15 protein-coding genes are annotated in these 13,775 nt (G+C 68.1%); 8 read left to right on the top strand and 7 right to left on the bottom strand.

Translation table 11 applies throughout. The features are described from left to right. Positions 1–34: 34 nt before the first annotated feature. Positions 35–847, bottom strand: a complete 813-nt coding sequence (locus tag G6N53_RS02795) for a DUF2470 domain-containing protein (RefSeq protein WP_163886922.1) — start codon at positions 845–847, stop codon at positions 35–37. 111 nt (positions 848–958) lie between these two features. Between G6N53_RS02795 and pheA the strand changes: the two genes are divergently transcribed. Both pheA and G6N53_RS02785 read left to right on the top strand, forming a co-directional pair. Next, positions 959–1,900: a prephenate dehydratase gene (gene pheA / locus G6N53_RS02790; protein ID WP_163886911.1), complete on the top strand. Its 942-nt coding sequence runs from the start codon at positions 959–961 to the stop codon at positions 1,898–1,900. Next, on the top strand, positions 1,897–2,634 hold the full coding sequence (locus G6N53_RS02785) for a histidine phosphatase family protein (protein ID WP_163886909.1): 738 nt from the start codon (positions 1,897–1,899) through the stop codon (positions 2,632–2,634). The genes pheA and G6N53_RS02785 overlap by 4 nt, the downstream gene beginning before the upstream one ends. Here the strand turns inward: G6N53_RS02785 and G6N53_RS02780 are convergent. The 3 genes from G6N53_RS02780 to G6N53_RS02770 all read right to left on the bottom strand — a co-directional run bounded on the left by G6N53_RS02780 (position 2,614) and on the right by G6N53_RS02770 (position 4,641). Beyond that, positions 2,614–2,820, bottom strand: a complete 207-nt coding sequence (locus G6N53_RS02780; protein ID WP_163886907.1) for a hypothetical protein — start codon at positions 2,818–2,820, stop codon at positions 2,614–2,616. The genes G6N53_RS02785 and G6N53_RS02780 overlap by 21 nt on opposite strands. Positions 2,821–2,886: 66 nt before the next feature. Further along, positions 2,887–3,237 carry a metallopeptidase family protein gene (locus G6N53_RS02775; RefSeq protein ID WP_163886904.1) on the bottom strand — a complete coding sequence of 117 codons (351 nt, stop codon included), beginning with the start codon at positions 3,235–3,237 and terminating at the stop codon, positions 2,887–2,889. 3 nt (positions 3,238–3,240) lie between these two features. Continuing rightward, positions 3,241–4,641, bottom strand: a complete 1,401-nt coding sequence (locus G6N53_RS02770; RefSeq protein ID WP_163886902.1) for a septum formation family protein — start codon at positions 4,639–4,641, stop codon at positions 3,241–3,243. Between the two features lie 93 nt (positions 4,642–4,734). Between G6N53_RS02770 and serS the strand changes: the two genes are divergently transcribed. From serS to G6N53_RS02755, 3 genes are read left to right on the top strand one after another with little or no spacing between them, the layout of a single operon-like run. Next, entirely contained in the window at positions 4,735–6,000 is a 1,266-nt protein-coding gene (gene serS / locus G6N53_RS02765; RefSeq protein WP_163886899.1) for a serine--tRNA ligase, read from the top strand. Further along, entirely contained in the window at positions 5,997–6,800 is an 804-nt protein-coding gene (locus G6N53_RS02760; RefSeq protein WP_163886897.1) for a DUF5718 family protein, read from the top strand. Before serS ends, G6N53_RS02760 begins: the two co-directional genes overlap by 4 nt. An 8-nt stretch (positions 6,801–6,808) precedes the next feature. Continuing rightward, positions 6,809–7,804, top strand: coding sequence for an MOSC domain-containing protein (locus G6N53_RS02755; RefSeq protein WP_163886895.1), 996 nt, complete (start codon positions 6,809–6,811; stop codon positions 7,802–7,804). A 7-nt stretch (positions 7,805–7,811) separates the two neighbouring features. Here G6N53_RS02755 and G6N53_RS02750 read toward each other — a convergent pair whose 3' ends face one another. Together G6N53_RS02750 and G6N53_RS02745 are read right to left on the bottom strand one after the other, a co-directional pair. Beyond that, positions 7,812–8,153 (bottom strand): hypothetical protein, encoded by a 342-nt coding sequence (locus G6N53_RS02750; protein ID WP_163886894.1) that lies wholly within the window; start codon positions 8,151–8,153, stop codon positions 7,812–7,814. Continuing rightward, the gene (locus tag G6N53_RS02745; protein ID WP_163895374.1) at positions 8,150–9,700 is read right to left on the bottom strand and encodes a Rieske 2Fe-2S domain-containing protein; all 1,551 of its coding nucleotides are present in this window, start codon (positions 9,698–9,700) and stop codon (positions 8,150–8,152) included. The genes G6N53_RS02750 and G6N53_RS02745 overlap by 4 nt, the downstream gene beginning before the upstream one ends. A gap of 116 nt (positions 9,701–9,816) precedes the next feature. On the opposite strand from G6N53_RS02745, the gene G6N53_RS02740 reads away from it, so the two are divergent. From G6N53_RS02740 to G6N53_RS02730, 3 genes are read left to right on the top strand one after another with little or no spacing between them, the layout of a single operon-like run. After that, on the top strand, positions 9,817–10,605 hold the full coding sequence (locus tag G6N53_RS02740; protein ID WP_163886892.1) for a lysophospholipid acyltransferase family protein: 789 nt from the start codon (positions 9,817–9,819) through the stop codon (positions 10,603–10,605). 4 nt (positions 10,606–10,609) lie between these two features. Then, positions 10,610–11,356 (top strand): lysophospholipid acyltransferase family protein, encoded by a 747-nt coding sequence (locus tag G6N53_RS02735; RefSeq protein WP_163886890.1) that lies wholly within the window; start codon positions 10,610–10,612, stop codon positions 11,354–11,356. Continuing rightward, positions 11,353–12,192 carry an HAD family hydrolase gene (locus G6N53_RS02730; protein WP_163886888.1) on the top strand — a complete coding sequence of 280 codons (840 nt, stop codon included), beginning with the start codon at positions 11,353–11,355 and terminating at the stop codon, positions 12,190–12,192. The genes G6N53_RS02735 and G6N53_RS02730 overlap by 4 nt, the downstream gene beginning before the upstream one ends. 5 nt (positions 12,193–12,197) lie before the next feature. On the opposite strand, the gene mgtE is transcribed toward G6N53_RS02730, so the two are convergent. Beyond that, complete coding sequence (gene mgtE / locus G6N53_RS02725; RefSeq protein WP_163886886.1) at positions 12,198–13,556, bottom strand: magnesium transporter; 1,359 nt, start codon at positions 13,554–13,556, stop codon at positions 12,198–12,200. Positions 13,557–13,775 lie beyond the last annotated feature (219 nt).

Genomic DNA, 13,775 nt, shown 5'->3' with positions numbered 1-13,775 from the left:
AGCCACGGTAGCCGGGCGCGGCGGCCCGGGCCGCTCAGACGCCGCGCGCGCGTAGCCCGTTGAGGAAGGGGCAGCCCATCAGGACTCGAATCGCCTGGCTCAGCCCGGTGACGTCGTCCACGGGTTTGGCGAACGCCAGCCGTACATCGTGGTCGCCGTCGTCACCTTCGACCCGCAGCTGCACGCCGTAGCGGTCCAGGCCCAACGGACGGACCCGGCCCCGGCGCAGTGTGGGGGGCAGCCGGCTCGCGAGCCGTTCGACCACGTCGCGGTGTGCGGACTCCATGTGCTGCAGCCAGCAGGACTCCATGGCGCAGAACGGATCCGGGTCGGCACCGAGCAGTGCGCTGAGCGGGACGGACTCGGCGCCGGTGGAATCGGCCACCACGATCGATTCGATCTCCAGGCGCAGCAGCGCGTAGCGGATTTCTGGCTCTGCGGTGCAGTCGGAACTGTCGATCCCGGAATTGACCTGCAGCAGTGCAGGATTGGGTTCCGCGGCGGCGACAAGGTCGAGTAGTGCCGGTACGTCGCTCATCGGGACGTCGCGCAGTCTGCCCTGGATCCAGACAAGTGAACGCACCGGCTCCCGCAGCGGGAGCGGTGCGTAGTCGGTCAGCTCCAGCACCGCCTGCACTCCGGCGGTCCCCGCCGATCCCGCCGTCGCGGCGAGCGCCGAGTCGACCGGCACGGTCGTCGCGAACGAACCGTCACCGAGCAAGTGGTGCACGGGAGTGGGGGCCGGCTCAAGGCCCTCGACGGCCAGCATGGCGCCGCCGGCCCGTGCGCACGCGCTGCGGATCCGCTCAGCCGTCGTGGGGGCCGCGGTCGGTGCAGGAGAGGCCATTGCGCCACCTTTCTTGGTAAGGTGAGCCTAACTTAACTATTGATCGCGGATCGGCGCAAGGCTTTCGTGCAGCGGAATGGGGTTACCGTGGTGACCCGATACGCTGAAGCGGTGCCTGGCATCGCGTATCTCGGCCCCGAGGGGACATTCACCGAGGCCGCGCTGCGCGCCATCACGAAGAACGGGCTGATTCCACCCGCAGCTGCCGGTGCGCCCGGTGGCCCGGAGTCCGTCACCCCGATCACCACCGACAGCACCGCGGCGGCGCTGGCGGCCGTCCGTTCCGGCGAAGCCGAGTTCGCATGCGTCCCGATCGAGAACTCGATCGAGGGATCGGTGCTGCCGACCCTGGACAGCCTGGCCGAGGGAACGCCGCTGCAGATCTTCGCGGAACTGACGCTGGACGTGTCGTTCACCATCGCCGTGCGTCCCGGAACCGCGGATTCGCAGGTGCGGACCGTGGCGGCGTTCCCTATCGCCGCCGCACAGGTCAGGCATTGGCTCGCCGAGCACCTGCCGGAAGCCCAACTCGTACCGGCCAATTCGAACGCCGCCTCCGCCCAGGACGTCGCAGCCGGGCGGGCGGACGCTGCGGTGAGCACCGCACTGGCCACCCAGCGCTACGGGCTGCAGGCGTTGGCGGCGGGAGTGGTCGACGAACGCAACGCCCGCACAAGGTTCGTCCTCGTCGGTCAGCCAGGCCCGCCGCCGGCATGCACCGGCACCGACCGGACGTCGGTGGTGTTGCGGCTGGAGAACGTGCCCGGAGCACTGGTCTCGGCCCTCACCGAGCTGGCCATCCGCGACATCGACCTCACCCGGATCGAGTCCCGACCCACCCGTACCGAGCTCGGCACCTACATCTTCTTCCTCGACTTCGTAGGTCACCTGGACGACAGCTCCGTGGCCGAGGCGCTGCGCGCGTTGCACCGGCGCTGCGCCGATGTGCGTTACCTGGGGTCGTGGCCGACCGGGGAGCCGGTGGGCGCGGCCCCGCCGCAGATGGCCGAGGCGGTGGCCTGGCTGGACGGGCTGCGGGAGGGCAGACCATGAGTGGCCGGCTGGTGCTGGTGAGGCACGGGCAGACACACGGCAATGTGGACCGGCGCCTCGACACCCGGCCGCCGGGTGCCGAACTGACCGACCTCGGCCGCGAGCAGGCCCGATCCTTCGCCCGTGGGCTGCCCCGGCCGCCGGCGATGATCGCCCACTCGATCGCCACCCGCGCCGTGCAGACCGCCTCCGAGATATCCACAGTGATCTCCGAAGTGATCTCCACAGGGCTCAGCGCGGGAGGCGGAAGGGCGCTCGCAGCCGGCATGCACGAGTTCGAGGGCATCCACGAAGTCCAGGTCGGCGAACTGGAGAACCGCAGCGATGCCGACGCCCACGACGAGTTCAACGCCGTCTACCGCCGCTGGCACGCCGGAGAGCACGCGCTCGCCCTTCCTGGCGGCGAGACGGCGCAACAGGTACTCGACCGCTACCTGCCCGTCGTCGAACAACTCAGGAACAGCTATCTCGAGGACCACACGTTCCCGGGCGACATCGTGGTGGTCAGCCACGGCGCAGCGATCCGGTTCGTCGCGGCGGTGCTGGCGGGCATCGACAGTCAGTTCGCCCTCGATCACCATCTGGCCAACACCGAGTCGGTCGTGCTGGCCCCGGCCGCCGAGGGCCGCTGGAACTGCGTGCAGTGGGGTCTGCTGACCCCGCCGTTCGAGTCGGGTGCCGCCGCGGTGACGACCGTCGAGGACGCCTCGCGGTCAGCCGAACCGATGGGCTGACACCGCACCCGAGACGGCTTCGTCGCACGCGCAACCGACAGCGGCGCAGTCCAGGTGCATGACGTGTGCACCATCGGGCAGGTGACAGTCGACCTCGGTGCATTCCGCACGCAGGTAGGCGTGGTGGATCAGTGCCCCGTGGCAGTGCTCCAGGCCTGCCCGGCAGTCGCGGCATTCACTGGTCATGACCCGTTCATAGCACTGCGGGCCGACGAAGTCGGGTTGCCGCGCGCTGCGGATCAGCAGTGCTGATCACGCCCAGCCCAGCTCGTGCAGCCGGTCGTCGTCGATGCCGAAGTGATGCGCGATCTCGTGGATCACCGTGATCGCCACCTCGTCGACCACCTCGGCGTCGCTTCGGCAGATGTCCAGCAGTGCCTCGCGATAGATCGTGATGGTGTCGGGCAGCGAACCGCTGTACCACGAGTCACGTTCGGTGAGCGCGACGCCTTCGTAGAGGCCGAGCAGCTCTGGTTCCTCGGGGTTCCGGTCGGCGACCAGGATCACCACGTTGTCGATCGCCGAGGCGAGGTCGGGCGGAACGAGGTCGAGGGCGTCACCGACCAACTCGTCGAACCGTTGCGGGGTCATCCGCACGGTCACGGGCTAGATCCCCGGGGGTGGCGGCGCGGGCGGCAGCGGCGCGGCCGGCGCGCCCGGTGGGGGAGGTGGCGCGGGAGCGCCCGGCGGTGGTGGCGCGGGAGCACCCGGCGGTGGTGGCGCAGGTGCGCCGGGCGGGGCGGGTGGCGGTGGCGGTGGACCGTTGAGGAACGTGTTGCCCGTTCCCGGTGCGTCCGCCGGTGGGGCCGACTCGGCCGGCGCGGGTGCGGTTTCGGTCGCGATCTGCGGCATGTGCTGGGTCTGGTCGCTCTGGCTCTCTTCGTAAGTCGAGCTGCTGGACCCGCTGGACCCGGTCGCTCCCGCCGAACTGCCTGCGGGGATGTCGGGCATCGGGATCGGCGGCAGGTTCAGCCGCTCCTCGGGGATGTCCGGCGGCGGGACCGGGGGCTGGCCGTTGATCATCAACGGTCCCTTGGCGCTGTTCAGCAGCGTCGACCAGCCGCCATTGCCCAGGGTGGCGCCGATACTGCACGACACCTGATGGCTGCCCGCCGCCCAACTCGGCAGCGAAATGGTGCTGTAGATCAACGTCAGCGTGGTGTTCCGCAGCTCGATCGGCTCCAGGTAGGCATCCGTCAGCTTGGTGCAGGCGTCCTTGATGAACGCGTCCTGCTCCGGCTCGGGGGGAAGCCCGTCCGGGAACCGCTCGGCGAGGTTGACCGAACCGGTCACCTCCATCGCGTGCGGCGCAGCACAGTCGACGGGGATGTCGGTGGGCTGATTGGTGGTCGGGTCGATGCCCAGGCAGGTGCCTGCGGCCCAGACCTTCGACTGGTCGATCTCGGCGACCCTGCCGGTGAAAGTCAGCTGCTGGTTGTTGGGGCCGGGCAGCTGCAGACCACACAGCATCCTGCGCTCACCCGACTGCCGCCACGCCTTGTCTCCGGACCACAGCATGCTGATAGTGAAGCGGCTGTGCGGGTCGAAACGCGCGCCCAGATAACGCTTCACGGCGGCCGAGCACTGCTCCTGGCTGATCTGCTGGATCCGGGCGGCCGACGGAGGTGCGGCGTCGGGCCCGTACTCACTGCCCGGGAAGGTGCGCATGTCCACCGACTCGGCCACCTCGAACCGGTGCTCGGTGCTGCAGTCGACGATCTCGGCTGCATCGGGGGTGCGATCGGGCCAGTTCAGGCAGTCCCCGCTCTTGGCGTGGTCGAAGGTGTCGTTGCCGCGGGGACCCAGCGAGATCGAGTTCGCGGTCAGGTTGCCGCTCCGGTCCGACTGGGGCAGAGCAGTGATCACCCCGGCGATCAGCAGGCCGCCGAGCGCGGTGAGCAGCAGGGCGCGACGGGTCGACTCAGCCTGGAAGCTGCGCCACCAAGCCTGTTTGGTGGGCGTCGAGCTTCCCTCTGCGTGTTCGGGTGCCTGGGCCATCCGCTCCATTGTGACAGGCGTGTCAGGTGCGGGGGCAACTGATGCAGTTGTAACGTTATGTGGTTGTGCCGGTCGTTGCCGCGACCCCGTAGGGTTTTGCCCGTGATCGACCTGAAGGTGCTACGCGAAGATCCCGAGGCGGTCCGGGCATCACAACAGGCCCGGGGCGAGGACCCTGCGCTCGTCGACGCGCTCGCCGAGGCGGACGCCGCGAGGCGCGCGGCCATCTCGACCGCCGACAACCTGCGCGCCGAGCAGAAGGCCGCCAGCAAGCTGGTGGGCAAGGCCGCGCCCGACGAGCGTCCCGGACTGCTGGCCTCGGCCAAGGAGTTCGCGGAGAAGGTCAAGGCCGCCGAGGCCGCCCAGACCGAGGCGGAGAACCGCTTCACCGCCGCGCACATGGCGATCTCCAACGTCATCATCGACGGTGTCCCCGCCGGCGGCGAGGACGATTTCCGGGTGCTCGAGACCGTGGGCGTGCCACCGGCGATCGACGATCCGAAGGATCACCTCGAGTTGGGGGAGTCGCTGGGGCTGATCGACATGGAACGCGGCGCGAAGGTGGCCGGTTCCCGCTTCTACTTCCTCACCGGCGCCGGGGCGTTGCTCCAGCTCGGCCTGTTCCAGCTCGCGGTACGGGTGGCCGTCGACAACGGTTTCACGCTGATGATCCCGCCGGTGCTGGTACGGCCGGAGATCATGGCGGGCACCGGGTTCCTCGGCGCCCACGCAGAGGAGATCTACCACCTCGCCGAGGACGACATGTACCTCGTCGGCACCTCCGAGGTGCCGTTGGCCGGATTCCACGCCGACGAGATCATCGACCTGGCCGACGGGCCCAAGCGGTATGCCGGTTGGTCGTCCTGCTTCCGGCGGGAGGCGGGCAGTTACGGTAAGGACACCCGGGGCATCATCCGCGTGCACCAGTTCGACAAGGTCGAGGGCTTCGTCTACTGCCGACCCGAGGACGCCGAGGCCGAGCACGAGCGGTTGCTCGGGTGGCAGCGCCAGATGCTGGCCCACATCGAGGTTCCCTACCGGGTCATCGACATCGCCGCCGGTGACCTCGGCTCTTCGGCGGCGCGCAAGTTCGACTGTGAGGCGTGGGTGCCGACCCAGCAGACCTACCGGGAGCTGACCTCGACGTCGAACTGCACGACGTTCCAGGCTCGCCGGCTCTCGGTGCGCTACCGCGACGAGAACGGCCGACCGCAGACCGCCGCTACGCTCAACGGCACGCTGGCCACCACCCGCTGGCTGGTGGCGATCCTGGAGAACCATCAGCAGGCCGACGGCAGCGTGCGGGTTCCGGAGGCGCTGGTGCCCTACGTCGGAACGTCGGTCCTCGAACCCGGGAGGAAAAAATGATCGACCTCGAGCTCGACGAACTGAAGACGTGGTTCGGATTCGGTGTCGCGGGCAACTTCGCGGGGCACCTGGAACAGGCCGGCGAGGCCGACGACTTCGTCAACGTCACCTCTGAGGGAGGCGCACCCAAGGGCATCTTCCCCTGGTACGCACCGGGTCACGACACCTTCCTCGGTGAGTTCCCCCTGTCGCACGACGCCATCAAGTTGCCGCGAAGTGACACCCCGCTCAACCTGCAGATCGAGCCGGAGGTCGGGTTGGTGTGCGAGGTCGCGTGGGCCGGTGACACCGTGGCGTCGTTGCAACCGGTGGCGCTCGGGGCGTTCAACGACTGCTCGATCCGGCGGCCGAACGCGCCGAAGATCAGCCACAAGAAGAATTGGGGCCCGGCGTCGAAAGGCGTTGCACCGCAGTTCTTCGACATCAGCGATCTCACACCCGACGGCCCCACCGCCACGTTGCGGCTGTTGTGCCACCTGCGCACCGCCGACGGCCAGGAACACGAGTACGGGGTCGACAGCCCGCTGCTGGGCTACTCGTACTACGGCGAGGTGCTGCTGGACTGGGTGGTCGACCGGCTCGCCAACCAGAAGGGGGCGCCGGGGACACCGTTGGAGGACGTCGGCGCACTGATGGTCGCCAGCGGTCATCCGACGAAAGTGCTGATCGGGATCGGTGCCACCAGGTACACGCCGCTGGGGGAGTCGACCTACCTGCAGCCCGGCGATGAGGCGGTGGTGCGGGTCTACGACACCGCGAGCGAAGCGCAATCCGAACTGCGCCAGACGGTTTCGGGCTAGGCATCGACATGGGTGGCAGGGTGGAGCAACTGTGGCGCTTTCCCGTCAAGTCGATGGGCGGCACCGCCGTCGACGAAGTGCGCGTCGACCGTCACGGCGTGCACGCCGACCGGCTCTGGGCGGTCCGCGACCTCGAGCGTGACATGACCGCGTCGGCCCGGAAGGTGCCCGCGTTGTTGGGGTGTTCGGCGCGCTACGCCGTCGAGCCGGGTCCGGACGTCGGGCCGGGCAACGTACCCGAGGTGATCGTCACCATGCCCGACGGCGCCGAACTGTCCAGCGCCGACCCCGAACTCGACCGCACGCTGTCGGCATTCCTCGGCCGCGAGGTGCGGCTGACGGCGCTGCCCGCACGCGCAGACACCAGCCTGCACCGATTGTCGGTCCGGCAGACCCGCGCCAACTATTCGCCCACTGAGGTGCGGCGCGACTTCGGGCTGTCCGACTCCGAAGCGCTGCCCGACACATCGGTCTTCTCGACCAAACAGATGCTGACTCTGGCCCGCTACGCCACCCCCCCGGGAACGTTCGTGGATCTGAGTCCGGTTCATGTGCTCAGCACGACCAGCCTGGCGACGCTGTCTGCCGGAGCGGACTCCGGCGCGACCTACGATGTCCGCCGTTTCCGTCCCAACGTGCTGGTGGCTCTCGACGACGCGGGCGGCGGCTACCCCGAGGCCGGCTGGGTGGGCGGTGACGTCGAGTTCGGCTCGGTGTCGTTGCGGATCACCAACCCGACCATCCGGTGTGTGGTGCCGACACGTCCCCAACCCGGCCTCGAACTCGACCGCGCCCTGACCCGCCGGCTGGCCGAGTCCACCGACCGCTTCCTCGGCGTCTACGCCGATGTCGCCGCCCCGGGAGTGGTGCGCGTCGGGGACCCGGTGCGGGTCCGGATGCCCGCGCCTCCCGGCGCGGTCCAGCAAGCGGCCGCCGCGGCCGGCCGCACCGCGATGCGTCAGGTTCAGCGGATACTGGAGGCCACCGTCCTGCGCGAGCGGTGACGCCGTCTCAGCGGGCGCGTTGCAGTAGTTCCTCGAGCAGTGCGACGAACTGCCCCGGGCGCACCGGCGTGCACGCCGGATCCGGGTAGGTCCCGGGAACATCGAGGGTGATCAGCGTCGATTTCAGGGGTCTGCGGACATCGAGTGGCAGCCACCGCTTCAGGTCGGAACTGCCCCAGATCCGGAACCGTTGCATGAACAACCCCAGTGGGGTGCTGCGGTAACCGCGGATGTTGCGCAGCGGGATGATCTTCGAGGTGCCGGAGGGAAAGTGGTAGCGGCGCAACGTGAGCGCCTCCCGGTCCAGTTGGATCAGGCCGTCGTCGTAGTACTGCGGTGGTGCGCTCACAGCTTCGCCGATCGTAGCTCGTGGCCCTTCGAGGTCAGGCATCTGCCGTTGTCGAGATTCCATTGCCAGCCGTGCAGATTGCAGGTCAGCGTGGACCCTTCCACCACACCGAACTTGGATAGGTCGGCCTTCAGGTGCGGGCATCTACGCTGAATCTCCCACCCGTCCAACGTGATCGACGCCGTGTCGTCGTGTGCCTCGGCGAACCAGCCGTCGGCATAGGCGATCCGCTCGTCGGTGAGGCACTTGAAGAACGTGTACAGGTACTCGTTGTAACCTCCGACGCGCCAGGCCCGGAACCGGGTCGACAGGAAGATCGTGTTCACCCAGTCGGGCTCGCCGTCACGGATCACGGTGCGTACCAGCTCCGGCGCGATCTCGAAGCCGTAGCGGAACTTCTCGTCCGGGATCGCTTCCCGGACAGCTCGTTTCGGGAAGTCCAGCACGACGCTCTCGGGCCCCAGCCGCAGCTCCACGGGATAGCCGATGCCGTCGCAGATCTGGTCGCTGGCCAGCATGATCGGCTCGAACAGCGTACGTAGCGGCTCGAGCAGCGGTTCGCCTGTGGCAGGCGCCCAGGCGGCCTTCTCCGCGGCCAGCACCGGTGCCATCCTCTCGGCGTACGCGGAGATGTACTCGGCCTTGCCGGTGGTGAAGATGGCCGTCACGTCGTCTTCGGGGATCGGGTGCTGCAGCGAGTTCAGCTGTGTGCCGGTCAAATCGGCGGTGGATCCGGGGATCATGAGCAGTCCGCCGTCGTGGCCGTGGGAACGCATCTGCTCGAGGAAGACTACCTGGTCGGGAAAAATGTTCGCCGGGTCACCATGGTCGTCGTTGAGGTCGCGGAGGTCGGGGTCCAGGAAGCAGGGCGGGCCTGCGGACGGGATCACCCACGTGGCACCGACCTGGGCGATGTACTGCCGGCAGCGGTCCATCTGGCGTTGCCGCTTCTGGCTGCCGAAGGCCTCCTTGGCCCGCTCGGGCATGTCGTAGACCATCGGGTACCAGATCGCCCCCGAGTACTGGAGCATGTGCACGTCGATCTGGCCGAAATCGGCGTGCAGGACGTCGAGATCCACCGGGCGGGCGTCGTTCATGTTGAAAACGGTGGTGACGCCGTCGTCGACGACCAGTCCGGAGTCGCCGATGGGCCCGTCGGCGGGCGCCCGCAGGGCGATGACCATCACGTCCAGGTCGCCCTTGGGGCCGCTGACCCGGTGCTTGACGGAGTCGGTGGTCTCGAAGAAGCGGTGAAATCCCAACTTCTCCAGTTCCCGGCGCAGGTCGGGGACGGGAAAGTCCGGCAACAGGACGACGGCGTCCTTGTTGACGTGCTCGCTCAGATTGCGCGGGTCGAAATGATCCTTGTGCAGGTGGGACACGTACAGATAATCCACGTCGCCCAGTGCGGCCCAGTCCAGCCCGCTGTTGTCGGGGAAGGGGAACCAGGAGGCGAAGTACGCTGGGTTCACCCACGGGTCGCACAGGATGCTTCCGGCCGTGGTGTCGATGCGGAAGCCGGCGTGCCCGACGCTGGTGACCTGCACAAAGATCCTTTCCATGGCCGATTCCGGAGCTGTTCGTCTTGCCCTGCAGCTTAGCCGGGCGCCCTGTGTTCGCACCGGTCTGGGACTGTGTGCCCGAGCGCACTACGCTTGCCGCTGTGGAACCGGTATATGGCACTGTCATCCAGCTCGCCCGGCTGGCGTGGCGGGTGCAGGGCCTGAAGTTCACCGTCACCGGCGTGGAGAACCTGCCGCGCACCGGCGGCGCGGTGATCGCGATCAACCACACCAGCTACTTCGACTTCACGTTCGCCGGGCTTCCCGCCTACCAGCAGCGCCTCGGTCGCAAGGTGCGGTTCATGGCGAAGAAAGAGGTCTTCGACCACAAGGTCACCGGACCGATCATGCGCAGCCTGCGCCATATCGAGGTCGACCGGCACAGCGGTGCGGCCTCGTTCGAGGAGGCTTGCCGCAAGCTTCAGGAAGGTGAGTTCGTCGGCGTCTACCCGGAGGCCACGATCAGCCGCAGCTTCGAGATCAAACAGTTCAAGTCGGGTGCTGCCAGGATGGCCATCGCAGCCGGCGTGCCGATCGTGCCGCACATCGTGTGGGGCGCCCAGCGCATCTGGACCAAAGGGCACCCCAAGAAGCTGGGCCGGCCCAGGGTCCCGATCTCGATCGCGGTGGGCAAGCCGATCGAACCGACACTGCCCGCTGCCGAGCTGACCTCGCTGCTGCACTCCCGCATGCAGCACCTGCTCGAGCAGGTGCAGGACGCTTATGGGCCGCATCCACCCGGCGAGTTCTGGGTGCCGCATCGCCTCGGCGGAGGAGCGCCGACGCTGGCGGAGGCCAACCGGATGGACGCCGAAGAAGCGGCTCACAAGGCGGCCCGGCGGTCTGGCACGCCCGGACCCGACAACGGATCCACCGAGGCGCCGGGGTAGCCGGATGGAACCGGTTTTCCGCACGCTGGAAATCGCGGCGCAGCTGGCAGTCAGGGCTACCGGGACGCGGATCACCTTTCAGGGACTCGAACACATCCCCGCCACCGGCGGCGGCGTCGTCGCCATCAACCACACCGGCTACGTCGACTTCCTGCCCGCCGCACTGGCGGTGATGAACCGCAAGCGCCGGTTGCGGTTCATGATCAAGGCCGAGATGAGCGAGGTGACGGTGGTCGGGTGGTTGATCCGGCACACCGGCACGATCACGGTGGATCGCCAGGCCGGCGCGGGGGCGTACGCGGCGGCGGTCCAGGCGCTGCGCGGCGGTGAACTGGTCGGCGTCTATCCGGAGGCCACCATCAGCCGCAGCTTCGAGCTCAAGGATTTCAAGACCGGTGCAGTGCGGATGGCGCAGGAGGCGCGGGTGCCGATCGTGCCGCTGATCGTCTGGGGAGCGCACCGCATCTGGACCAAAGACCATCCGAAAGCGTTGGGGCGCAAACAGTTTCCGGTCAACGTGACGATCGGACGGCCCATTGCGCCCAAAGGCACCGCCCAGGAGCTCGCCACCACCATGCGTTCGGAGATGACCCAGTTGCTGCACACCTCACAATCGGCCTACCCGCAGCCGCCAGGTGCTTTCTGGCTGCCACGACGCCTCGGCGGTAGCGCCCCGACTCCGGCCGAGGCCGAAGGCCTCGATGTGGCGGAACTGGCGGAGCGGGCCCGCAGGCGGGCTCGGCGCTCATGACGTCCCCCGAGCGGGGACGTGCACAGAGACCGGAGGTGATCGCCACCGATGTGGACGGCACGCTCCTCGACGACGACGAAAACGTCAGCCCGAGAACCCGGGCCGCGGTCCGCGCCGTCGTCGACGGCGGCGCGACGTTCGTCCTCGCCACCGGCCGTCCCCCGCGCTGGGTCCGGCCCATCGTCGACCAACTCGGTTTCGCCCCGATGGCGGTGTGCGCCAACGGTGCGGTGATCTACGACCCCTCGACAGACCGCATCGTGTCGGCCCGCTCTCTGTCGGCCGACCTTCTCGGTGAACTCGCCGAGATCGCCACCCGGGTGATCCCGGGCGCAGGTCTGGCCGTCGAGCGGGTGGGCCGCAGCGCGCATGACGCCGCCACCCCGCAGTTCGTCAGCTCACCGGGTTACGAACACGCGTGGCTCAATCCCGACAACACCGAGGTGTCGATCCAGGACCTGCTCAGCGCCCCGGCGATCAAGTTGCTCATCCGCAAAGCGGGCGCCACCAGCGCTGACATGGCTGCCGAACTGGCCAAGCACATCGGGCTCCAGGGTGACATCACCTATTCCACCAACAACGGCCTGGTGGAGATCATGCCGCTGGGGGTGAGCAAGGCGACCGGGATCGAGGAGTTGACCCGCCCGCTGGAGATCACCGCCGCCGATGTGGTCACCTTCGGCGACATGCCCAACGACGTGCCGATGCTGAGCTGGGCGGGTCTGGGCGTGGCGATGGGCAATGCGCACCCCGACGCGCTCGCCGCCGCCGACGAGGTCACCACCACCAACGTCAAGGACGGCGTGGCCCGGGTGCTCGAGCGCTGGTGGCTGTGAAGCCGTCAGATGCCGAGCACCGCCTTGGCGATGAAGAAGTAGATGAGCAGACCGCTGGCATCGATAAATGTCGAGATGAACGGGTTGGCGAACACGGCGGGATCGGCGCGCACCGCGCGCGCCACCAACGGCATTACTCCCCCGACTGTGGCGGCTATCGTGCACAGGGCCACGAAGGTCAAGCCGATCACGGTGCCGATGGAGGTGCTGTAAATGGCTGAGGTCAGCAAAAACGCCAGAGCGCCGAGCGCCAGGCCCAGAGACAAGCCGACGCGGAACTCCCGGAACAGCACCTTGCCCACATCGCGGGGTTTGACATCGCCGAGTGCGAGCGCCCGGGTGACGGTGGTCGCTGCCTGATTGCCGGTGTTGCCGCCGGTTCCGATCAGCAGCGGGATGAACAGCGCCAGTGTGACCACCTCGGCGAGGGTCTCTTCGAATACTTCAAGGACCTGCACGGTCAGCGTCGCACCCACGGCGAGAACCAACAGCCACACGATGCGCGACCGCATCAGGTCCAACACCGGGGCGCTCAGGTAGGGCCTTCGCAGCGGTTCGACGCCGCTGATGCGAGCCTGGTCCTCTGAGTCGGCGGTTTCCAGGATCGACAGCGCGTCGTCCACCGTGAGGATCCCCACGATCCGTGTTTCATTGTCGACGACCGGTAGGGCAAGCAGTTTCAGATCGGCACAGCGCCGTGCGGCGGTCTCGGCGTCGTCGGTGGCGTGAACCCACTGCGCGGGTTGCTGCACCTCCGCGATCGTCGTCCCCGGGGGTGCCTTCAGCAGGTCGCGCAGGCTGACCACGCCGATGAGTGCCCGGTCGTCGTCGGTGACTGGCAGGGTGTAGATGGTCTCGGCGTCGTCGAGATGGTCGGCCAGGCGGGTCAGCGCCGTGGCGGTGGTCGTCTCGGGGAGAACCCTGACGAACTCTGGACTCATCCTGCGCCCGATCGAACCGTGTGGGTAGCCCAGGATCTCTGCAGTCATCTCCCGTTCACCGGCGGGCAGGCCCTGTAGCAGCCGGCGGGCCACGCTGGCCGGGAGTTCATCGAGCAGTTCGACGCGATCGTCGGGGTCCAGCGCGGCGAACAGCTCGGTGGTCTGCTCGTCCTGCAGGCCGCTTACGAGATCGCGTTGCAGGGTCGCGTCGAGGATCTCGAACGCCTCCAGTGCCCGGTGTTTGGGCAGTATTCGGTAGGCGATCGCTCGTCGGCTTCGGTCGAGCCGCTCGAGGATCTCGACGAGCTGCCCTGTGGGCAACCCGTCGAGGACGGCGGCGAGCTCGGGGAAGGAGCCCTGATCGACAGCTCGTTCGATGGCTTTGACGGTGGATTCGGGCACGGACTCGTCGATGTCGGTCACGTCGCGTCAGACTAGCTGCCGAAGGACTTCTTCTCGACCCGGAAGATGACCGGTGGGGACGCCACCCGCCTGCCGTTCCAGAACCAATTCGACTGCCGCAACCATGAATCCGGCTGAAGGGGATGGTCGCCGGGACGAGCAGGTCCTCGACAACACATGTACGACGCGTCCGTAGGAGTCACGGGTGTGGTCGCGAGTCCCGCACCGTCGATCCCGGCG

Origin of the sequence: Mycolicibacterium hippocampi, from assembly GCF_010723735.1 — a bacterium.
In the GTDB taxonomy this organism is placed as follows: domain Bacteria; phylum Actinomycetota; class Actinomycetes; order Mycobacteriales; family Mycobacteriaceae; genus Mycobacterium; species Mycobacterium hippocampi.
Note: the sequence above shows the minus strand (reverse complement) of the source record. Positions and strands in the feature narration are given on the sequence as shown.